The sequence below is a fragment of the Streptomyces sp. NPDC056224 genome (genome assembly GCF_042267665.1).
Lineage (GTDB): Bacteria > Actinomycetota > Actinomycetes > Streptomycetales > Streptomycetaceae > Streptomyces.
In genome coordinates this window covers 63,740-86,248 of the sequence record NZ_JBHJTK010000025.1, presented here as the reverse complement: position 1 = coordinate 86,248, position 22,509 = coordinate 63,740, and the positions used below count along the sequence as shown (strand labels likewise).

General features: G+C 69.8%; 11 protein-coding genes. 5 read left to right on the top strand and 6 right to left on the bottom strand.

All coding sequences use genetic code 11. The features are described from left to right. Window positions 1–9: 9 nt before the first annotated feature. On the bottom strand, window positions 10–5,004 hold the full coding sequence (locus ACFCZ1_RS25660) for an FG-GAP-like repeat-containing protein (RefSeq protein ID WP_376680607.1): 4,995 nt from the start codon (window positions 5,002–5,004) through the stop codon (window positions 10–12). Between the two features lie 418 nt (window positions 5,005–5,422). On the opposite strand from ACFCZ1_RS25660, the gene ACFCZ1_RS25655 reads away from it, so the two are divergent. Both ACFCZ1_RS25655 and ACFCZ1_RS25650 read left to right on the top strand, forming a co-directional pair. Next, window positions 5,423–12,628, top strand: a complete 7,206-nt coding sequence (locus ACFCZ1_RS25655) for an RHS repeat-associated core domain-containing protein (RefSeq protein ID WP_376680606.1) — start codon at window positions 5,423–5,425, stop codon at window positions 12,626–12,628. A gap of 72 nt (window positions 12,629–12,700) precedes the next feature. Then, window positions 12,701–13,114 carry a hypothetical protein gene (locus ACFCZ1_RS25650; protein ID WP_376680605.1) on the top strand — a complete coding sequence of 138 codons (414 nt, stop codon included), beginning with the start codon at window positions 12,701–12,703 and terminating at the stop codon, window positions 13,112–13,114. A 181-nt stretch (window positions 13,115–13,295) separates the two neighbouring features. Here the strand turns inward: ACFCZ1_RS25650 and ACFCZ1_RS25645 are convergent, their stop codons facing one another. Both ACFCZ1_RS25645 and ACFCZ1_RS25640 read right to left on the bottom strand, forming a co-directional pair. Further along, window positions 13,296–14,243, bottom strand: coding sequence for a DeoR/GlpR family DNA-binding transcription regulator (locus ACFCZ1_RS25645; protein WP_376680604.1), 948 nt, complete (start codon window positions 14,241–14,243; stop codon window positions 13,296–13,298). Window positions 14,244–14,408: 165 nt separating this feature from the next. Further along, entirely contained in the window at window positions 14,409–15,848 is a 1,440-nt protein-coding gene (locus tag ACFCZ1_RS25640) for an NAD(P)H-quinone dehydrogenase (protein WP_376680603.1), read from the bottom strand. A 184-nt stretch (window positions 15,849–16,032) separates the two neighbouring features. Between ACFCZ1_RS25640 and ACFCZ1_RS25635 the strand changes: the two genes are divergently transcribed. From ACFCZ1_RS25635 to ACFCZ1_RS25625, 3 genes are all read left to right on the top strand, one after another. Next, window positions 16,033–16,470, top strand: coding sequence for a gamma-glutamylcyclotransferase (locus ACFCZ1_RS25635; protein WP_069921661.1), 438 nt, complete (start codon window positions 16,033–16,035; stop codon window positions 16,468–16,470). Between the two features lie 182 nt (window positions 16,471–16,652). Continuing rightward, on the top strand, window positions 16,653–17,459 hold the full coding sequence (locus ACFCZ1_RS25630) for a purine-nucleoside phosphorylase (protein WP_376680602.1): 807 nt from the start codon (window positions 16,653–16,655) through the stop codon (window positions 17,457–17,459). Window positions 17,460–17,506: 47 nt separating this feature from the next. Next, a complete protein-coding gene (locus ACFCZ1_RS25625) occupies window positions 17,507–19,162 on the top strand; it encodes a phospho-sugar mutase (RefSeq protein WP_376680601.1) in 1,656 nt (551 codons plus the stop codon). Between the two features lie 392 nt (window positions 19,163–19,554). Here ACFCZ1_RS25625 and ACFCZ1_RS25620 read toward each other — a convergent pair whose 3' ends face one another. Genes ACFCZ1_RS25620 through afsQ1 form a run of 3 tightly spaced genes read right to left on the bottom strand, consistent with a single transcriptional unit; the run spans window position 19,555 to window position 22,332 of the window. Continuing rightward, window positions 19,555–20,187: a hypothetical protein gene (locus ACFCZ1_RS25620; RefSeq protein ID WP_376680600.1), complete on the bottom strand. Its 633-nt coding sequence runs from the start codon at window positions 20,185–20,187 to the stop codon at window positions 19,555–19,557. Beyond that, on the bottom strand, window positions 20,171–21,658 hold the full coding sequence (locus ACFCZ1_RS25615; RefSeq protein ID WP_376680599.1) for an ATP-binding protein: 1,488 nt from the start codon (window positions 21,656–21,658) through the stop codon (window positions 20,171–20,173). The genes ACFCZ1_RS25620 and ACFCZ1_RS25615 overlap by 17 nt, the downstream gene beginning before the upstream one ends. Beyond that, window positions 21,655–22,332, bottom strand: coding sequence for a two-component system response regulator AfsQ1 (afsQ1, locus tag ACFCZ1_RS25610; protein WP_063783935.1), 678 nt, complete (start codon window positions 22,330–22,332; stop codon window positions 21,655–21,657). The genes ACFCZ1_RS25615 and afsQ1 overlap by 4 nt, the downstream gene beginning before the upstream one ends. Window positions 22,333–22,509: the final 177 nt, after the last annotated feature.

Here is a 22,509-nt window from a genome sequence, read left to right as displayed (position 1 = left end):
GCCCGGCGGCTACCAGGTGCCGGGCGATGCCTCCCAGCTCTTCAGCGGGGGTTCGAACCCACCGTCGGTGCGGTCGGTGCGGCCCTTGAAGGTGAAGGCCGCGCTGCCTCCGGCGTAGTAGTTGTACATGATCGCGATGTCGTCGCGACCGTCCTTGTTGATGTCGCCGGACACCGGCATCCCGGTGTTCTCCAGGTACCAGGACTGCTCCGGGCTGCTCCAGCTCTGGATTTCCTCGTTGACCCCGCCGTCGGGCTTCCCGGTCAGGGTGTACACGGCCGTGCGGCCGTTGTCGAACCGGTACACGATGGCGGCGTCGGCCCGGCCGTCGCCGTTGTAGTCGCCCGAGGTGAGCTTGCTCCTGCTGTAGTCCCACATGCCCGCGGCGCGGTTCCAGGAGCGCACGGGCGCCGCGAAGCCGCCGTCGGCCTTGCCGAGCAGCGTGTACATCTCGACGGATCCGTTGCCGTGGCCGTACAGGGCGAGCATGTCGTCGCGGCCGTCCCCGTTGAAGTCACCGGTGACGTGCTTGGACTCGTTCCAGCACCAGTTGCCGTTGCCGGACTTCCAGCTGCCGAAGGAGGCGTTGAACGTGCCGTCCGCCTTCGAGAGGAAGGTGTGCGTGCCCGTGTTGCAGCTGCCGTGGTCGTACATCATGCCCACGTCGTCGCGGCCGTCACCGTTGAAGTCACCGGCGAAGATCTTGGCCGACGAGGCACTCCAGTTGCCGGGGCCGACGTAGGCGCTGCGCCCGATGGAGTTGAACGTTCCGTCGGCGTTGCCGAGGAAGGTGAACAGGCCGTTGGAGCCGTCGCTGTAGCCGTACAGCGCGGCCAGGTCGTCGCGGCCGTCGCCGTTGAAGTCACCGGCGGCCCACTGCGCGTGGGAGTTGTTCCAGTTGCCGCGGCCGGTGTTGAAGCCGAGGACCGGGGCGCCGACTCCGCCGTCGGCCTTGCCCGGCAGGGTGTAGAGCGCCATGACATCGCTGCCGAAGTCGTAGACGGTGGCCATGTCCGACAGGCCGTCGCCGTTGAAGTCGCCCGCCAGGTCGGTGCGCTGGTCGGCGGTGCGGTCGGTCGCCTTGTGCTCGACGCTGACGCCCGTGGTGTGGTTGTGACGGATGTAGCCGCCCGAGAAGTCCTCGCGGGGGCCGCCGTAGACGTCGTACTCGTCCGACTGCGGGTAGCCCAGGAAGCTCTTCTCGGCACCGAGCGAAAGCCACTTGGCACGGATGCTGCCGCGTACGGACCAGGCCTTGCCGGTGGTCGAGGTCCAGTAGATGGAGGCGGTGTCGGAGGTCTGGCCGCGCTGGCGGAAGTGGTTGTACCGGCCGATGCCGTCGGGGTGCTTGGTCTCGTCGGTGGTCGGGTAGCCGAGCCAGCCGCCGGGGCCGCCGGTCGCCAGGTACTTCTTGTAGACGGTGCCATGGACGGACCAGGAGCCGATTTCGGGCGCCCAGTAGATGGCACCGTTGCCGCCGGAACCGGTGAAGGTGGTGAACCAGCCCACCTGGTCGAAGGTGTTGTTCTCGTCGGAGGTGGGGTAGCCCAGGAAGCTCTTCTCCGCGCCGAGGCTCATCCACTTCTCGCGGATGCCGTTCATGGTCAGCCAGGCGCCGGTGGTCGGGTGCCAGTAGATCGAGGCGTTGTCGCTGGTGGACCCGTTGGTCCGCAGGTGCACGAACTTGCCGCCGTCGGCGGTGTCCGTGACGTTGCCCGAGGGTTTGCCGAAGTGTGTGGTGCCGCCCTTGGCACGGAACTTGGCCAGGATCGGACCGCACAGCTTGTGGGTGCCGGTGGTGGAGACCGCCGAGGCGACGTTCTCGCACTCGCTCCAGGGCGTGCCGCTGACGGCGATCTGGCGAGCGGGGCCAAAGGCGGAGCCGTTGGCCGGCTGACGGCCGGGGAACTCGTTGATCACGCCGTTGTTGTCACGCGACCACAGGTCGGGGAATCCGTCGTTCTCGAAGTCGCCGAGGCTGGTCAGGTGCGGCCAGGCGGTACCGGCGAAACCGGTGCCGATGGAACCGGTGCGCGCGGCGGGGTCCGTGTACACGGTCAGGTCGATGGCCGCCTTCGCCGTGGCGTCGGTGGTCTTCCGGCTCGTGTACTGGTGGATCTTGCCGGTGGTCTTGGAGCGGGCCCAGATCTCGGGCAGCCCGTCGCCGTTGAGGTCACCGGGGGCGCTCAGGGTCATGTCCTGCCAGTCGGCGTTGCCGAGCAGCATGGGGTCGAGGTTGCGCGGGGTGAGACTGCCGGTCGCCGTGCCGAAGTACAGCCAGAGGTTGGCGCCCTCCTTGACCAGCAGGTCGGGCTGGTCGTCCTCGCCGATCCTGCCGTCCAGGTTGTCGTCGTTCACGCTGCCGATGGCCACGGCCTGCTGGGCCTGGGCCCAGTGGTTGTCTTCGGCGTACCGGGTCTTCAGCTCCATCCGGGTGGCGTCACCGGGCTGGAGCTCTCCGTCGCCGGCGCCCAGGTAGGCGTACAGCATGTTCGTGTTGGGGTCGGCGTCCGAGGGCTTCAGGACGACGAGGTCCTCGTAGAAGTCCCCGCCGTTCCAGCTGCCCCACTGGGTCAGCGACACGGCGTTGCCGAAGTTGCTCTCCTTGACCTGCCGGGGCTCGCCGAACGTGCCGGCGCCCTTGCCGGGGACCATCCACAGCCGTCCGGCGCCCTGGTCCATGCTCCAGATGTCGGTCGCGCCGTCACCGTTGACGTCGCCGTGCTTGTCGCGTTCGAGCGGGCGCTTGGCGTAGAAGAGGTACGCCGTCGCGTCGGACCGGTTGCCCGCCGCGTCGAGGCTCCAGACGAAGAGGGACTGGGGACCGGCGGCGGTCGGGGTGTACTTGATCTCCGCCGGACCGCCGGGAGTGGCCGTGTTGACCGTACGGGGGGTCGGGTCACCGATCGTGTTCCACTGGTACCGGGTGACGTCGGGGACCCCGTTGGCACTCAGTGTGAAGGTGCCCTCGGTACGCGCGAAGGTGGGGTTGTCCGGATTGTCCCTGGGGTACTGCGCCGAGGTGACGCCCGGCGCCTTGCTGGGACGGGTGTGGTCGATGCTGAACACGCACTGCCCGGCCCAGGGACCGGCGCCCGCCGCGTCGAGACCCCTCACGTCCCACCGGTAGGTGGCACCGGTGAGCTCGGAGGCGGGGATCCGCAGCAGGGCGACGTTGCCGTTGGCGACGTCGACCTTGGTGGCCTTGAGAGTGCCGTAGTTGTCCGCGTTCCAGTAGTGGAACTCGGCCTTCAGGGCGTTGTCCTCGGCATCGCTGATGCGGGCGCGCAGCACGACCTCGTCCGACGTACCCATCTGGCCGCCGGTGCAGGGCACGTACGGGTCCATCGAGCGGTCGGACGGCAGGTTCGGCAGGGTGTTGAACTGGGTGGAGATGCGGGCGCTGTCCGGGTTCATCTTGCGCCAGGAGACGTCGACCGTGTCCGTGGCGGACTTGAGGCCCATGGTCCAGGCGGGCCAGTTCCAGCGGGCCGCGTCCGCGACCGCGGAGGTCACCTTCAGCTCGATGGTGTCGCTGTCGCCGGGGCAGTTGCGGCCGCCGTAGGACTGGCCGGAGGCGTCCACCAGGCGCTGCCAGTTGGGCTGGTTGTTCCAGGTGGTGGACCTGGTGATGGTGCCCGTGTCCCAGATCTGGATGTCACCGGAATTGCAGCTCCAGGACCCGGCCGACTTCTGCTGGATGCGGAAGGTGGCGTCGAGGATCTGCTTGCCGTGGAGCTCGCCCATGCCGATCTGGAAGAAGGTCTTGGCGCAGACCACCGCGTAGCCCTTGGCGGCGTCCTTGGCGCAGCCGACGCGGGCGTCGTTGCTGAGGGTGCCGCCGTTCCAGTAGTTCGTGTCGGCGGACCCGGAGATCGCGTTGTGCTTGTAGGCGAGCGCCCAGGACGACTTCCAGTCGTCCCGCCAGACCGGGTCGATGACGACCGGGAACGCGGTGTCGGGGGCCGTGAGCAGCTTGCGGTCCGTGGTGAGGGTGAGCTTGCCGCCCTTCAGCTCGACGCCGAGGTCGGCCTGCCTGCTGCCGAGGTCGATGCCGTCGACGGCGGGAGCCCCGGCGGCGGGAGCCGCGGGGCTGGCCGGAGCCGCGGGGGCGTCCGCCGCCGGGGCCTGGGCACCCGCGGTGGTCTTCGCGGCGGATTCGGCGAGCGACTTGGCCGCGGGGGCCTTCGGGGCCGTGGGGGCCGCGGCAGTCCCGGCGGCCGCGGGCCGGTCGGCGCCCGAGTCCCACATCTGCGGCTTGGCGGCGCTGAACAGCGTCTTGCCCGCGGGGTCGACGGCCAGCAGTTCGCCGTTCGCCTCCTTGCGCAGGGTGACGCCGTTGCCCTTGAGCCCGAAGTCGAGGGAGGCGAGGGCCGGGTTGGCCGCGGCCTCGCGGGTCTTGACGACCAGCTGGTGCGAGAAGCCGGTGGCGTCCGCGGTGACCCGCAGGTCCACGCCCCCCAGGACTTCGGCGTACGTGGCGCTGTTGCCGTCCAGCGTCGGCGCGGGGAGCGGCCTCGGCCAGGTCAGGGTGACGTCGCGGCCGTCCTTGCGCATGGTGACCAGCGGGGCGTTGCCGCCGCCGGAGAAGGTGAGCTCGCTGCGGGTCGCCTTGGGGGCGATCCGGCCGTCCTTCAGCTTCTGCAGGCCGGTGTCCACCGGTACCAGCTTGCCGTCGCGGTAGACGCGCGTCGGCACCAGCGACTGCTCGGAGTTGAAGGTCCCGTCCGGGTTGGCCCAGACCTCCTCGCTCTCCGAGCGCTGCGAGGTGATCTCGACGCGCTTGCCGGTGCGCTTGGCCTCGGCGGTCGCCTTGGCCGTGAGCTCCGCCTCGGTGGGCGATGCCGCCTTGGACCTCTCGGCCTTGGGGGCGGTGGGCGCTGCGGCCGCGACGGCGGGCACCGCGCCGATCAGGGTGGCGACCAGAGCGGTCGTCAGGGTGAGTGCCGGCGCCCTGCGGGACGGCGGTCCGGCGACGCGAGCCCGCGTCGGGAAGGGTCTCACTGACTGAGTCCTCGGGGTCGGTTCCGGCGGCTCCCGCGTGGGAGTGGCCGAAAACAATCGGTTGAACCTCTCACCAATGGCCGATTTTCGGCATCTTTTTGGCGACAGGCCATCTGTGTTCGATTGATTTGTAGCAGCAGAACGAGGCAACAGGCGAAGAGAACCCCCCTTTGAGTCGCACCGGACGAGCCCTTTATCAGACGAGGCGCCGGAATTAAAAATTCCGAATATCGCAATCCGCTTAGCGCCCTGACCAGCACTGATGTCACCTTCAGTAACTCCTGGAAAACCGGCCCATTTTCGACGCGCCGATCGTCCACTGTTAGGTTCAGCGCGATTACCCCATAGCGCGGAAACCTGTGAACCGCGCGACCAGATCGGGAGTGTTCGAATTTTGAAAAGATCCCAGGCGCACTTCATGCGTGCGCCTTTGAGACGTGTCTGGCGGTGGCCGATACCGCTGCTGGCCGTCACGATGATGACCACGGGGCTCACCGCGCTCGACGCGGCAGCCGCCACCGGGCCCTCGCTGCCCGGCAAGCAGAAGCTGACCAAGGTCAGCGGCGAATCCGTCAAGGGCAAGCCCGCGGCGGGCCCCGCCGAGTCGCAGACGAAGGCCTGGAAGGGCGCCCCGAAGGTCGCCTGGCCCGCAGCGGGCTCGGCCGAGATCACGCTGCCGGCCACAGCGGCCGCACCGCTCACCGCGCTGAAGTCGGCCTCCGGCGCGGCTTTCGGGGTCTCGGCCCCGGGGATCGCCGTACCCGGCCACGGGGTCAAGGCGGGCACGCTCCCCGTGTCGGTCGCTCCCGCGGCGCCCGCGGCTTCCTCGAAGGCACCCGCCGCTCTCCAGCGGTCGCAGGGAGCGGCGGCTCCCGCCGCCGGCGCCCCCGCCGACGTCAAGCTGAAGGTCGACCTGCACGACCAGGCCACCGCCAAGCGGGCCGGCCTGGCGAACAGCCTGCTCCTCTCGGTGAACCGCACCGACGCGGGCGGCTCGGCCGCCCCGGTCTCGGTGGAGCTCGACTACGCCGCGTTCAAGAACGCGTACGGCGGCAGCTGGGGCTCCCGCCTGCGCTTCACGGCGATCCCGACCTGTGCGCTGACCACCCCGCAGCTGGCGGAGTGCCAGGGCAGCCGTCCGGTCACCACGCAGAACAACCCGGAGACCGGCAGGCTCGTCGCCACCTTCGACGCCCCGGCCAAGCCCGCACCGGCCGCTCCGGCCGCGGGCAAGTCCTTCCTGTCGGCCCCGGCCGCGGGCCCGGCCGCCGCACCCGCCTCCAGCGGGATGACGCTGGCCGCCTCCCCGGGCGCCGACGGCGCGAACGGCACGTACAAGGCCACCTCCCTGAGCCCGTCGGGTTCCTGGCAGGCCGGCGGCTCGGCGGGTGACTTCTCCTGGTCCTACCCGCTGGACATCCCCGCCTCCCTCGGCGGTCCGAGCCCGTCGCTGTCGCTGGGCTACTCCAGCTCCAACATCGACGGCCGCACCAACGCCTCGGCCCAGCAGACCTCCTGGGTCGGCGACGGCTGGGACCTGGCCTCGAACTACATCGAGCGGGGCTACGTCCCCTGCAGCCAGGACAAGCGCAAGGACTCCGGGTACAACAACCCGAAGGACGACACGGGCGACCTCTGCCACGGCGCGCCGATGGTCACGATGTCCCTGAACGGCGGCTCCACGCAGCTGGTCCTGGACGACGCCACCAAGAAGTGGCGCCCGGCCAAGGACGACGGCTCCCGCATCGAGCTGCTCCAGGGCGCGCAGAACGGTGACAAGGAGGGTGACCACTGGCGGTTCACGAACCCCCAGGGCATCCAGTTCTACTTCGGCCTGAACAAGCTCTCGGGCTGGGCGGCGGGCAAGCCCGTCACCAACTCCACCTGGAACGTACCGGTCTACGGCAACCACCCGGGTGAGCCGTGCTACACCGCGACCTTCGCCGACGCGGTCTGCGACCAGGCGTACCGCTGGAACCTCGACTACGTCGTGGACCCGCGCGGCAACGCGATGACCTACTGGTACCAGAAGGAGGTCAACCACTACGGCTCGAACTACAAGATCGCGGGTGGTTCGACCGCCCGCGCGTACGACCGGTCCGGCTGGCTGGACCACATCTCGTACGGTCTGCGCAGCGACAACCTGTTCGCCAACGCCCCGGCCCAGGTGAACTTCAAGGTCGCCGAACGCTGCCTCACCACGGCGACGTTCGACTGCGACCCGGCCAAGCTGAAGCCGGAGGTCGACTGGAACATCGCCAAGGAGTGGCCCGACACCCCCGGCGACCAGCTGTGCGCCGCGGGCGAAGAGTGTAAGGGGCGGTTCACCCCGACCTTCTTCACCCGCAAGCGGCTGACCGAGGTCAGCACCTTCGTGTGGAACGGCACCGCGCACAAGCCGGTCGACACCTGGGCCCTGACCCAGACCTTCCCGATGACCGGTGACGGCACGGACTACCCGCTGTGGCTCGCCGAGATCAAGCACTCCGGCAAGAACGGCGCACAGCTCGACCTGCCGCCGGTGAAGTTCCGCGGCAAGCAGCTCGACAACCGCGTGGACGGCCTGGGCGACGGCAAGCCCGCGTACCGCCGCTACCGGATCGAGGCGATCGACACCGAGACCGGCTCGACGATCCTGGCGCACTACAAGGACACCCAGTGCCGGGCCGCCGACCCGCGCGTGATGCCGGCCTCGCCGGAGACCAACACGCTGCGCTGCTTCCCGGTGGTCTCCGAGCTCCCGGATCCCAGCGATCCGGCGCACGAGAAGAAAATCTACTCCACCGACTGGTTCCACAAGCACGTCGTGGACTGGGTCCAGGAGGACGACCGCAACGGCAACTCGCCGTCGCGCCGCACCGAGTACGAGTTCCTCGGCAACCCTGCGTGGGCGTTCGACGACGAGACCGAGATGATGCGTCCGAAGACGCGCACCTGGTCCCAGTGGCGCGGCTACGAGCGGGTCCGGACCTTCATCGGCCAGGCCCCGGACAAGCGCTCCATGACGGAGACGCTGTTCTTCCGCGGCCTCGACGGTGACCGTCTCGCCCCTTCCGGCGGCACGCGGTCGGTCAGGGTCAAGGACTCCGAGGGCGTCGAGATGGCGGACCACCGCCTCTTCGCCGGCCAGACCCGCGAGGTCCTGGCGTACAACGGCGAGGGCGGCGCCCTGGAGGCGGCGACCACGTACACCCCGTGGCTGCACGGCCCCACCGCGACCCGCCTGCGCAAGGGCGAGACGGCCGCGGAGGACATCGAGCCGCAGCAGGCCTTCGTCCAGCAGACCACCGGGGTCAACTCCCGCATCCTGCTGTCGGACGGCCGCGGCTGGCGCCGTACGGCGATGAAGACGGAGTACGACAACCGCGGCTTCGCCCAGTCGGTGTCGAACCTCGGCGACGTCGCCGACCCGTCGGACGACAGCTGCACCCGCTACGAGTACGACGCGGACGAGACCCGCTGGATCATCGCCCGCCAGAAGCGGGTGGAGACGGTCGCCAAGGCCTGTGACGCCACCGGCGTGCAGCGCCCGGCGGACGTGACCTCGGACAAGCGGATGTCCTACGACGCGGCGGGCAACCTGAAGTCCACCGAGTCGCTGACCGGGTACTCCGGCACCACTGCGCTCTACCAGGTGGACGGCAGCGCGACCTTCGACGCCTACGGCCGCCCGAAGACCACCACCGATGTCTTCGGCAAGGTCACAAAGCTCGACTACACCCCGGCCTCCGGCCAGATCGTCACCAAGGTCGTCACCACCAACTCCGAGGGCCACACCCAGACCACGGAGACCGACCAGGGCCGCGGCTCGGTCCTCGCCAAGCAGGACACCAACGGCCGCCGTCAGGTGATGGAGTACGACTCCCTCGGCCGCCTGACGAAGGTCTGGTCCCCGTCCCGCAACCCGGCGAACAAGTCGCCGAACGGCATGTTCTCGTACGACGTCCGCACCGACGGTCCGGTCGTCATCACCAACAAGGCCCTGCTGGACGACGGCACCTACCGCACCAGCTACGACATCTACGACAGCAGCCTGCGGATCCGTCAGTCCCAGATGGAGGCGCTGGGCGGTGGCCGAGTCATCTCGGACACCTTCTACAACAGCCTGGGCCAGGTCTGGAAGAGCAACGGCGCGTACTACACGGCCGGTACGGCCTCAGGCGTCCAGTTCGCCCCGAAGGACAACGAGGTCCCGTCCTCGACGGTGACCGAGTACGACGGCTCCGGCCGCTCGACCGCCCAGATCTCGCGCAAGCTCGGCGAGGAGACCTCCCGGACGACGACGACGTACGGCGGCGACAACATCACCGTCGACCCCCCGAAGGGCGAGACCCCGACCCGGGCCTTCCTGGACGGCGCGGGCCGCAAGACGGAGCTGCGGTTCTTCCGCTCGGACTCGCCGACCGGCGCGTACGACAAGACGACGTACGCGTACAACCAGCGCGGCGCGCTGGAGTCGGTCGTCAACCAGGCGGGCGACAAGTGGGGCTTCGAGTACGACATCCGCGGTCGCAAGACCAAGCAGACGGACCCCGACAAGGGCGCGTCGACAACCACCTACGGCAAGGGCGACCGCGTCGAATCGGTCACCGACGCCCGGGGCAAGGTCACTGCTCCTGAGTACGACGCGCTCGGTCGGGTCATTGCGACCCACGAGGGCTCTGTGACGGGTCCGAAGCTGACCTCCACCACCTACGACACCCTGCCAGGTGCTGTCGGCTTGCCGGTGGCGTCGACGCGGTACGTGGACGGCAAGGCGTATACCCAGGAAGTCACGGGTTACGACGCTGAGTACCGGGCGACTGGATCCAAGATCACGATCCCGTCCACGGAAGGCGCACTCGCCGGAACGTACGAGTACACGACCGGCTACCGCCAGAACACCGGCCTGGTCGAGTGGATGGAGCAGCCGGCCGTGGCCGGCCTGCCCATCGAGCTCACCGAAATGCAGTACAACCACTTCGAGCTGCCCACGATGATGGGCATCGAGGGGAAGACGTTCGTCGACAAGGTCGACTACTCGCCGATGGGCGACGTACTGCGCACCTATACGGGCCCTGCCTTGTCGCAGGTCTACACGACGAACTACTTCGACGAGCAGACGCGGCGTCTCACCCGGACCGTCAACAGCCGGGAGAAGTCGCCGGGCGCGATCAACGACACGACGTTCAAGTACGACGACGTCGGCAACATTCTCAAGATCACCGACAAGGAGGGCTCGACCGCCACTGCCGACGTGCAGTGCTTCGCGTACGACTACCTGCGCCGGATGAACGAGGCCTGGACGGCGACGGACGACTGCGCGGCCCAGCCGAACGCGTCCGGCCCTGGTGCCAAGCCTCAGGTCGGCGGCCCGAACCCGTACTGGAGCTCGTACAGCTTCGACGCGGCCGGCAACCGCACGAAGGACGTCCAGCACTCCCCGACCGGTGACCTCACCAAGGACGTCACCCGCACCTACACCTATGGCACTCCGGGACAGGCCGCCGCCAACAGCCTGAAGAAGGTCGACACCACCGGACCCGGCGGTTCGCGCACCGAGTCGTACACCTACGACGCGGCGGGCAACACCAAGACCCGCACCGTCCAGGGCGACACCCAGACCCTGGACTGGAACAGCACGGGCCAGCTGGAAAAGGTCACCAAGGGGACCGAGTCCACCGCCTTCGTCTACGACGCAGGCGGCAACCGTCTGATCAAGCGCGACATGACCGGCACCACGCTCTACCTGCCGGGCACCGAGGTCAAGCTGACGGCGGCGGGCAAGCTGGAGGGCACGCGCTACTACGCCCATCCGGCTGGCCCGACGATGGTCAAGACGGCCAAGGACGGCGTGACCTCCACGTCGTACCTGATGAGCGACCAGAACGGCACGGCGACCACCGCGGTGGACGCCACGACCTCGGCGGTCACCCGCCGGAAGTTCACCCCGTACGGTGAGGTCCGCGGCGCGGTCCCATCCGTGTGGCCGGGCAAGAAGGGCTTCGTCGGCGGAGAGGTCGACGAGTCCATCGGAACGGTCCATCTGGGCGCTCGTGAATACGACCCGGCTACTGGCCGATTCCTGTCGGTCGACCCCATCGTCGACTACAGCGAGCCCAAGCAGCAGAACCCGTACGCCTACGCGAACAACTCGCCGGTGACGTTCAGCGACCCGAGTGGTCTGTCGATCGCGCCTCCCACGATGCCGATCAAGGACTTCTCGGACGCCGAGGCGGCCTGGGCCAACATGATCCAGGGCAAGAGCGCCCTGGACATCGCGCTCGAAGTCGCGATGGGCATCCTGAAGGACGTCTCGGGCTTCAACGACATCCGTGACTGCCTCGGCGGTGACTGGGGTGCCTGCGCCGGCCTCGCCCTGGATGCGGCACTGCCCTTCGCGGGCCGCGCCAAGCGGATCATCAAGGCGCTGGACCGGGCCTGGGAGGCCTTCAACAGCTGGTCCCAGAAGCTCTCCCTGGCCCGTGACATCCTCCGCAGAGTCGAGCGCTACCAGCAGGCGATGGCGAAGTACGCCGAGGACCTGGCCGAGTGGAAACGACAGATAGAGGAAGCCGCAGAACGAGCGAGAAAGCTGGAGGAGGAAGCCGCGGCGGCGAGAAGGGCCGCCCAAGAGGCAGCAGCCGCAGCCGCCAAGAAGGCCGACGAGGCGAAGGCAACGGCGGCCAAGCAGGGCAAGTCGTCGGCGACGAAGTCCAAGAAGGCCGACGGCGACGGCAAGGCATCGAAGTCCTCGGAGACGAAGAAGGGCGACGCCCCGAAGAAGTCGAACGGCAAGGACTCCGACGGCGGCGGCGACATGAAGGCCCCCGATGGCTGCAACACCAACAGTTTTGTCCCGGGCACGAAGGTCCTCATGGCCGACGGGTCTTCTAAGCCGATCGAGAACGTTGAGCTTGGCGATACGGTTCTGGCCACCAACGCGGAGTCAGGTACCAGTTCGGCGCAGCCGGTTGTCGGTCAGATCATCGGCGAGGGTCAGAAGAACCTCGTCCAGATCACGATCGACACCGATGGCGACAAGGGCAACGCCACCGAGTCTGTCACCGCGACCGACGGCCACCCGTTCTGGGCCCCGGTTCTGGACAAGTGGCTGAGGGCGACCGACCTCACGGCCGGCCAGTGGCTCCAGACGTCCTCCGGCACCTGGGTTCAGGTCAGTGAGGTCAAGCGCTGGACCCAGCAGAAGCAGGTCCGCAACCTCACCGTTGCAAGCGAGCACACGTACTATGTGCTGGCGGGGACCACACCGTTGCTTGCCCATAATTGCGGGAAATGGACAGGCAAGGGCGAGCACCCTCTCGAGGACAAGGTGGCCAATGCCATCGAAGACGCCCACCCGGATATCGTGAAGGGTATGGGGCGGAAGACGCTTCGCGAGGATGGATCGACCTGGTCAGATCACGATATTTTCGGAGACGACTTTGTCATCGAGGTGGCCAGCGGAAAGGGAACCGGAAAGACCGCGCAAATCCGGGATCGCGTCATACCTACAGCCGGTGGGGCCCGTGTCGCGGTTTACGGCCCAAAGATGGGCGGCAACGTCGCAAAGGGGATTGAAGCGCTAGGCGTACCTGTCTTCAGGAGGATGGAAGACGTGGTCGCCTGGGCCGCTGGCGGATAGCCATCACTGCGCGCCGGTCGATGAGAACGTACCTTCGACCGGCGCGTAGCCGTTCCAGGGGAGTCTTAGGCGATGGAGACGCTTGTAATTGTTGTCGCCGCAGAAGGCTGGGACCTTCAAGCGGTTGCGCACACACTGAGAACCTCCCATCAGGTGTTCTTGACGGAGGGTAGATACCTAGAAGTTTCGCAAGCGACCTCGAGCGCTTACGTGTGCGTTATGGATCCCTGGGAGGAGGGCCTTTTCGAGGATTGGCCCGAGGAACTGATCCCCAAGGGGCATTTCGCAGCCTTTTCGATTGACTATCGAAATCCTGCGCTAATGGAGTCAATTGTTAGAGAAATTTCCGCCAAGGCTAACGTTGCCGTTGATACAAATTTTGGCGACGTGATGTCTGGCGGTGCATTTGTTGCCCGAGTTGACCGCAGTGAGCCTCGATGGGAATGGTGGCATTGGCCGCGCGATCTCAACGATTCCTCCAGCTAAGTCCGGCGACAATCAAGTCTCAAGGACGACCTCCTGGAGCGATTCCGTCAAGACCCGTCATGGGACTGGCTATCCGCAGTGGCAGAATGGCTCCACGGTCAATTCCTGGGCCATTTCAATAGCGCGACACTTGGGCCCCTCCGGCAGAACCGGAGGGGCCCAAGTGTTTGAATACCGCCCCTCACCGGCGCCGCATGTCCGCCACCCTCGCCCGCTCCCGCTCCCCCGGGTCCGACAGGGGTGAGGCGCTGCGGAGCTGGGCCGTCGGGCCGCCGCGCCGCTGGACCGGCAGCGGGGAGTCGCGGCGCGGGCGGCGGCCCGCCATGCCGTCGCCGCCGACGGCCACACCGCCACCGGCCACGGTGATCTGGACGCCCTGGTCGGCCAGCGCCTGGAGCTCCGTGGCCGCGCGGTCGTCGTGCGGCGGGGGCTCGTCCGTCACCAGGCGGGTCATCACGTCCGTCGGCACCGTCTGGAACATGGTGTCCGTGCCGAGCTTCGTGTGGTCGGCCAGGACGACCACCTCGGCCGCCGCCTGGACCAGCGCCCGGTCGACGCTCGCGGAGAGCATGTTGGACGTGGACAGCCCGCGCTCGGCGGTCAGGCCGCTGCCGGAGAGGAAGGCGCGGGAGACCCGGAGCCCCTGGAGGGACTGCTCGGCACCGCTGCCGACGAGGGCGTAGTTGGACCCCCGCAGGGTGCCGCCGGTCATCACCACCTCCACGCGGTTGGCGTGCGCCAGCGCCTGGGCGACCAGCAGCGAGTTGGTGACGACGGTCAGTCCGGGCACCCGGGCGAGCCGGCGCGCCAGCTCCTGGGTCGTGGTACCCGCGCCGACGACGACGGCTTCGCCCTCTTCGACGAGGGAGGCCGCGACATCGGCGATGGCGGTCTTCTCCGCCGTCGCGAGATGGGACTTTTGCGGAAAGCCGGACTCCCGCGTGAAACCGCCCGGCAAGACCGCACCGCCGTGCCGGCGGTCGAGGAGTCCTTCTGCCTCCAGCGCCCGCACGTCCCGCCGTACGGTCACTTCGGAGGTCTGGACGACGCGGGCGAGCTCCCGGAGCGATACCGCTCCGTTGGCCCGCACCATTTCGAGGATCAATTGGCGACGTTCTGCAGCGAACACGAAACTGACAGTAACCCGGGCGACCGTCTGCTTTCAGCTCCTTGCACCGAAATACCGAAGTTGTCCGTACGGCGGGGCGACTAGTGGTATACGCGGTCGGACGGCTGTGTGAACGACCGGCCACGGGACGGCGCCCCGCCCCAAACTCCTTACGGCACGCGGCGGTTACGCCTCTCCGGCGGCCTTCCGCGTGTGCAGCTGCCGCGCCACCTCGGCGATCGAACCCGACAGCGAGGGGTACACGGTGAACGCTTTTGCGATCTGCTCGACCGTCAGGTTGTTGTCGACCGCGATCGAGATCGGGTGGATCAGCTCGCTCGCGCGCGGGGAGACGACCACACCGCCGACGACGATGCCGGTGCCCGGGCGGCAGAACATCTTCACGAAGCCGTCCCGGATGCCCTGCATCTTGGCGCGCGGGTTGCGCAGCAGCGGGAGCTTCACCACGCGGGCATCGATCTTGCCGGAGTCCACGTCGGCCTGGGTGTAGCCGACGGTGGCGATCTCGGGGTCGGTGAAGACGTTCGAGGACACCGTCTTCAGGTTCAGCGGGGCCACCGCGTCGCCGAGGAAGTGGTACATCGCGATGCGGCCCTGCATGGCGGCCACCGAGGCCAGCGCGAACACGCCGGTCACGTCGCCGGCCGCGTACACGCCGGGCGCGGACGTACGGGAGACCTTGTCGGTCCAGATGTGGCCGGAATCCTTGAGCCGGACCCCGGACTCCTCCAGGTTCATGTCCTTGGTGTTCGGGATCGCGCCGACCGCCATCAGGCAGTGCGTGCCGGTCAGCACGCGGCCGTCGGAGAGGGTGACCTCCACCCGGTCGCCGACGCGCTTGGCGGACTCGGCGCGGGAGCGGCCCACGACGTTCATCCCGCGGCGCCGGAACACGTCCTCCAGGACGGCGGCCGCGTCGGGGTCCTCGCCCGGCAGCACGCGGTCGCGGGAGGAGACCAGCGTCACCCGGGAGCCGAGGGCCTGGTACGCGCCGGCGAACTCGGCGCCGGTCACGCCGGAGCCGACCACGATGAGCTCCTCGGGGAGCTCGTCCAGGTCGTAGACCTGGGTCCAGTTCAGGATCCGCTCACCGTCGGGCATGGCGTCCGGGATCTCGCGGGGGGTGCCGCCGGTCGCGATCAGCACGGCGTCCGCGGTCAGGATCGTCTCGGAGCCGTCGGCGGCCGTGACGATGACGTCCCGGGTGCCGTCGATGCCCTGCGGGCCTCCGAGCTTGCCGCGGCCCCGTACGACACGGGCGCCGGCCCGGGTCACGGAAGCCGTGATGTCGTGCGACTGGGCGAGGGCGAGGCGCTTGACGCGCCGGTTCACCTTGCCGAGGTCCACGCCGACGACGCGCGCGGCCTGCTCCAGGGGCGGGGTGTCGTCCGCGACGACGATGCCGAGCTCCTCGTACGACGAGTCGAAGGTCGTCATGACCTCGGCGGTCGCGATGAGCGTCTTGGACGGTACGCAGTCGGTCAGGACCGAGGCCCCGCCCAGACCGTCGCAGTCGACGACGGTCACCTCCGCGCCGAGCTGGGCCCCCACCAGGGCCGCCTCGTACCCGCCGGGTCCGCCGCCGATGATCACGATCCGGGTCACGAAAACTCCGCCTCACGTCTACCCGGCCGGCTGCCGCCCCGGCCGGTGTTCCGGGGGGTCTCCCCGGGGGATGCATTCCGTGCTCCATTGTCCCGCACGCTTCAAGGTGCTTCGCGCCCGGTCCCTCCATCCGGGCACCGGCCGGGCACACCGCCATCGCCACCCCTCCCGTACCCTCGGACTCATGTCGCTCTACGCCGCGTACGCCGGCAACCTCGACCCGCGGCTGATGACGCGCCGTGCTCCCCATTCGCCGCTGCGCGGAACGGGCTGGATCAACGACTGGCGGCTGACCTTCGGCGGCGAGCAGATGGGCTGGGAGGGCGCACTCGCCACGATCGTCGAAGCCCCCCGCCACCAGGTCTTCGTCGCCCTGTACGACATCGCGCCGCTGGACGAGGACTCGATGGACCGCTGGGAGGGCGTCGGGCTCGACATCTACCGCCGGATGCGGGTCCGCGTGCACACGCTGGACGGCGAGGAGGCGGCCTGGGTGTACGTCCTCAACGGCTACGAGGGCGGGCTGCCCTCGGCGCGCTACCTGGGCGAGATCGCCGACGCGGCCGAGTCCGCGGGTGCCCCGCACGACTATGTGATGGAACTCCGCAAGCGGCCCTGCTGAGCGCCGCCCGGCCCGGCCGCGGGCCCCTGCCCCATAGCCGGCCCGGCCCCGCCCCGGCCCCGCCCCGGCCCCGGCCCGCGGCACCCGTGGGGACGATTCGGCGGAAACGACAAGGCAACGATCCGAACACCGTGACCCGTGCCATCTACGCGCGTAGGCAATGAGCGGCTACGCTCTTCCGCGTGAACGCATCTGTTACCGACCCCTTCGCCGACGCCACCGCCGCAGCCGCCCGCCTGCGTGAGCTGACCGGCGCCGAAACCCACGATGTCGCCCTCGTCATGGGCTCCGGCTGGGCCCCCGCCGCAGAGGCGCTCGGCGCCCCCGAGGCCGAGTTCCCGGTCACCGAGCTGCCCGGCTTCCCGCCGCCCGCCGTCGAGGGCCACGGCGGCAAGATCCGCTCGTACAAGATCGGCGACAAGCGCGCGCTGCTCTTCCTCGGCCGGACCCACTACTACGAGGGCCGCGGCGTCGCCGCCGTCGCCCACGGCGTGCGCACCGCCGTCGCCGCCGGCTGCAAGACCGTGGTCCTCACCAACGGCTGCGGCGGCCTGCGCGAGGGCATGAAGCCCGGCCAGCCGGTGCTGATCAGCGACCACCTCAACCTGACGGCCACCTCGCCGATCGTCGGCGCGAACTTCGTGGACCTCACCGACCTCTACTCGCCGCGCCTGCGCGCGCTGTGCAAGGAGATCGACGAGACCCTCGAAGAGGGCGTCTACGTGCAGTTCCCCGGCCCGCACTACGAGACCCCGGCCGAGATCAACATGATCCGCGTCATGGGCGCCGACCTGGTCGGCATGTCCACCGTGCTGGAGGCCATCGCCGCCCGCGAGGCCGGCGCCGAGGTGCTGGGCATCTCCCTGGTCACCAACCTGGCGGCGGGCATCTCCGGCGAGCCGCTGAACCACGAAGAGGTGCTCCAGGCCGGCCGTGACTCGGCCGCGCGCATGGGCACGCTGCTGACCCAGGTCCTCGCCCGCATCTGAGTGACCGTACGAGAGGCCCCAGAGGTACGAGAGGTAAGGCGGAAGCAGTGCAGGAACAGGACGACCTGATCACCCGGGCCCAGGCCTGGCTGGCGGAGGACCCCGACCCGGAGACGGCGGACGAGCTCGCCGAGCTCATCGAGGCTGGCGACACGGCGGACCTCGCGGACCGCTTCTCCGGCACCCTCCAGTTCGGCACCGCCGGACTGCGCGGCGAGCTGGGCGCGGGCCCGATGCGGATGAACCGTGCCGTGGTCATCCGGGCCGCGGCGGGCCTGGCGGCGTACCTGAAGGCCCAGGGCCACACCGGCGGCCTGGTCGTCGTCGGTTACGACGCGCGCTACAAGTCCGCGGACTTCGCCCGCGACACCGCGGCCGTGATGACCGGCGCCGGGCTGCGCGCGGCCGTCCTGCCCCGTCCGCTGCCGACGCCCGTCCTCGCGTACGCCATAAGGCACCTGGGTGCCGTCGCCGGCGTCGAGGTGACCGCGAGCCACAATCCGCCCCGGGACAACGGCTACAAGGTCTACCTCGGCGACGGCTCGCAGATCGTCTCCCCGGCGGACACCGAGATCGCGGCGCAGATCGCGGCGATCGGAGCGCTGTCGGACGTGCCCCGCCCGGCGGACGGCTGGCTGCAGCTCGACGAGGAGGTCCTGGAGGCCTACCTGACCCGCACGGACTCCGTCCTGACCCCGGGGTCCCCCCGGGGCGTGCGGACCGTCTACACGGCCATGCACGGCGTCGGCAAGGACGTCGTGATGGCGGCCTTCGCCCGGCACGGCTTCCCGGAGCCGGTCCTGGTGGCCGAGCAGGCCGAGCCGGACCCGGCCTTCCCGACGGTGGCCTTCCCCAACCCGGAGGAGCCGGGCGCGATGGACCTGGCCTTCGCCAAGGCGGCGGAGACCGGCCCGGACATCGTGATCGCCAACGACCCGGACGCGGACCGCTGCGCGGTGGCCGTCCCGGACGATTCCGCCGCCTCCGGCTGGCGGATGCTGCGCGGTGACGAGGTCGGCGCGCTGCTGGCGGCCCATCTGGTCCACAAGGGTGCGCGCGGGGTCTTCGCGGAGTCCATCGTCTCCTCCTCCCTCCTGGGCCGGATCGCGGAGGCGGCGGGCGTCGGCTACGAGGAGACCCTCACGGGCTTCAAGTGGATCGCCCGCGTCGAGGGCCTGCGCTACGGCTACGAGGAGGCGCTCGGCTACTGCGTGGATCCCGAGGGCGTCCGCGACAAGGACGGCGTCACCGCCGCCCTGCTGGTGGCGGAGCTGGCCTCGGAACTCAAGGAGCAGGGCCGTACCCTGACCGACCTGCTGGACGACCTGGCGATGGCCCACGGCCTGCACGCCACCGACCAGCTGTCGGTCCGCGTCTCGGACCTGTCCGTCATCGCCTCGGCGATGGCCGCGCTCCGCGCCGAGCCCCCGGCCTCACTCGCGGGGCTGCGCGTCGTCTCGGCGGAGGACCTGAACCGGGGCACGGAGTCCCTGCCGCCGACGGACGGCCTGCGCTACTACCTGGACGGCGCCTACAAGGCCCGGGTGATCGTGCGCCCGTCGGGCACGGAGCCGAAGCTGAAGTGCTACCTGGAGGTCGTGGTCCCGGTGCCCGAAGCCTCCGACCTGGGCCCGGCCCGCGTCCGCGGCCAGGAAATCCTGGACGCGATCAAGAAGGACCTGGCCGCGGCCGCGGGCATCTGATCCCTGTCCGCGGGCCCCTCCCGGCGGTAGCCGGGGGGAGACTCCGTCCGTAGTCGGCCTCCTGAGCTGCCGCTCGGGGGGCCGTCGGCGTCCGGGGCCGCCGCGCGGGGCACCCGTACACCCCGCCCTTGCGAAACCGGGCTCCGCCCGGGCCTCGCGCCTCGAACGCGCCGGGCTACCGCTGGAAGGTGCCCCCCGGCGGGGCCGGGGTGTGCCGGCGGGGCGGCTTTGCCCCGCGGGCGATCCGGCTGCACCGGGCGGCACCCCCGATCGCAGCCGGGCCGAATCCAGCCTCGCCGGCGATCGAGCTGTGGGGGTTTCCGGGCGGAGTCCGGGGCACGGTCCGGGGCGAAGCCCCGGGACACCGGCGGGCGCCCGACGGTGGCGGGCCGTCAGCGGGCCGGGGCCGCCGGGGAATCGCTCGGGCGGACGACGTCGCCGAGGGTCGGGATCGACTCCGGGCGGGAGCGGACCGCGTCCGTGCACTCCCACTTCCGCGGCGGATCGGCGTCCGGGCCGCCCAGGACCACCGGTCCCGGGCCCGCCGACACGGCTTCGCTGCCCGCCAGCGTGCACACGATCTGCGACAGCGCCACCGGCGGCAGGTCCTCCGGCTTGCGGCTCAGCCGCACCGTGCCCGCCGGGTCGCCGGTCCTCGGCGCGACCGCCGTCAGTCCCGAGGGGACCCCGGACGTGAAGCCGGCATCCCGCTCCTCGCCGCTCGGCGTCCGCTCCAGCGCCTCCAGCAGCGCCTGCGCGACGAGCGCCACGGGATCCTTCAGCACCCTCTTCTCCGGTATCGGGACGACCCGCTCCACGCCCACCAGCTGCGATCCGCAGACCAGTTCCACCGTGGCCCGGAAGCCCTGCACCCCGCTCTGACCGCCCGGCTGCGCCGGTGTTTCGCACGACACCCGCGAGGGCGCCGGGCCCACGTCCACCGGCACGGTCGTCGCCCTGATCCCGCACCCCGAGACGGCGAGCAGCACCATCGCCACCGGCAGGGCCCTACGCGTCCTGGTCACCCGCGATCACCTTCCCCACGTCCATCGGCAGCCGCAGGGTGAACAGCGCCCCGGCCCCGGCCACGTTGGCGGCGGTGATGTCACCGCCGTGGATGTGCGCGTTCTCCATCGCGATCGACAGGCCCAGCCCGCTCCCGTCCGACTTCGGCCGCGACGCGCTCGCCTTGTAGAAGCGGTCGAAGACGTGCGGCAGGACGTCCTCGGGGATGCCCGGCCCGTTGTCCTGGACCGCGATCACCAGCCACTCGTCCTCCACGACCACCGACACCCGCACCGGCGAGCCGCCGTGCTTGAGGGCGTTGCCGATCAGGTTGGCGAGGATGACGTCGAGGCGGCGCGGGTCGAGCCGCGCCACGATGCCCCGCTCGGCGTCGAGTTCGACCGCGTCCAGCCAGGCCCGCGCGTCGATGCAGGCCGTGACCTGGTCGGCGACGTCCACGTCGTCCAGCACCAGCCGGGCCGTCCCCGCGTCGAAGCGGGTGACCTCCATCAGGTTCTCCACCAGGTCGTTCAGGCGCCGCGTCTCGCTGACGACCAGCGCCACCGCCGGTGCGATCATCGGGTCGAGGTCGTCGACCTCCTCCTCCAGCACCTCGGCGACCGCCGTCAACGCCGTCAGCGGCGTGCGCAGTTCGTGCGACATGTCCGCGACGAAGCGCCGGCTCGACTCCTCCCGCGCGCTCATGTCGGCGACCTTCTTCTCCAGCGCCTCCGCCGTCTTGTTGAAGGTGTGCGACAGGTCCGCGAGTTCGTCCGTCCCCGACACGTCCAGCCGGTGGTCCAGCTCGCCCTCGCCGAGCCGCCGCGCCGCGTCGCCGAGCCGCTGCACGGGCTTGAGCACCGTACGGGCCGCGGCCTGCGCCAGCAGCGCCGAGCCCAGCAGCGCCAGACCCGTCGCGATCGTCAGCGACCAGGCCAGGGCGTTCAGGTCGTCGCGCTCCTGCGCGAGCGACTTGTACATGTAGCCGGTCGGGCCGCCGCCCACGATCCGGGTGCCGCCGACGAGGTACGGATTGCCGTTCGGCTTCGTGCGCTGCCAGTACACGTGGTATTCGGCGTCGTTCGCCGCCGTCGTCTTCTGCCGGTCGTTGACCGCGTTCTGCAGGGACTTCGGTACGTCGCCCAGCCCGAAGGTGTCGGGCCCCGCGGCCCCGGACACCTGGCGGTGGTCCCCCAGCTCCTGCACCAGCAGCACGCTGTACCCGGGGCTGCTGCCCGCCATCAGCTCGGCGGTGCGCTGCATCTCCTCCGGGGTCGGGTCGGCGGGCAGTGCCGCGGCCCGGTTCTGCATCTCCTGCCGGAAGTCGCCGAGTGCGGCCTCCTGGACGCGGGTGAGCACGGCCTCCCGGTTGAGCCAGTACGCGATCCCGGACGCGGAGACCGCGGCCGTGAGCGCGACCAGCGCGAACACCACGAGGAGCCGCAGCCGCAGGCTGGTCCAGCGCCGGCCCGCGAACAGGGGTCTGATCACTGCGGGGAGTCCAGCCGGTAGCCGACGCCCCGGACGGTACGGATCAGGGTCGGGGAGGAGGGCACTTCCTCGACCTTGGCGCGCAGCCGCTGCACGCAGGCGTCGACGAGCCGCGAGTCGCCCAGGTAGTCGTGCTCCCAGACGAGCCGGAGCAACTGCTGGCGGGAGAGCGCCTGTCCGGGACGGCGGCTCAGCTCCAGCAGCAGCCGCAGCTCGGTCGGGGTGAGCTGGAGGTCCTCGCCGTTCTTCGTCACCGTCATGGCGGCGCGGTCGATGACGAGGGAGCCGAAGCTCGCGGAGTCGCTGGACTCCCGCTCGCCGCGGCGCAGCACGGCGCGGATGCGGGCGTCGAGGACCCGCCCCTGCACGGGCTTGACCACGTAGTCGTCGGCCCCGGACTCCAAGCCCACGACCACGTCGATGTCGTCACTGCGCGCGGTGAGCAGGATGATCGGCAGCTGGTCGGTGCGCCGGATGCGCCGGCACACCTCGAAACCGTCGATCCCGGGCAGCATCACGTCCAGCACGATCAGATCCGGCCGCTGCTCGCGCAGCAGCTTCAGGCCGTCCTCGCCCGTCGCCGCGGTGGCCACACGGTGGCCCTGGCGAGACAGCGAGAGTTCGAGGGCCGTGCGGATGGCGTCGTCGTCCTCGATCAGCAACAGGAAAGGCACGGGCTCATTCTGTCCCATCGACCGACGGGAGTTCGACCGTCCGGGGTAGGGATCTCGTCGCGCCGTCGTCCTCGCCCTCGCCGCGTCCGCGTCGCGCCCCCGCCGCCGGCACGCCGAAATCGCTGTGACAGGGCTGTGACAGTCGACGGACACCCCGGTTAAGTCAGCCGGGCAGTC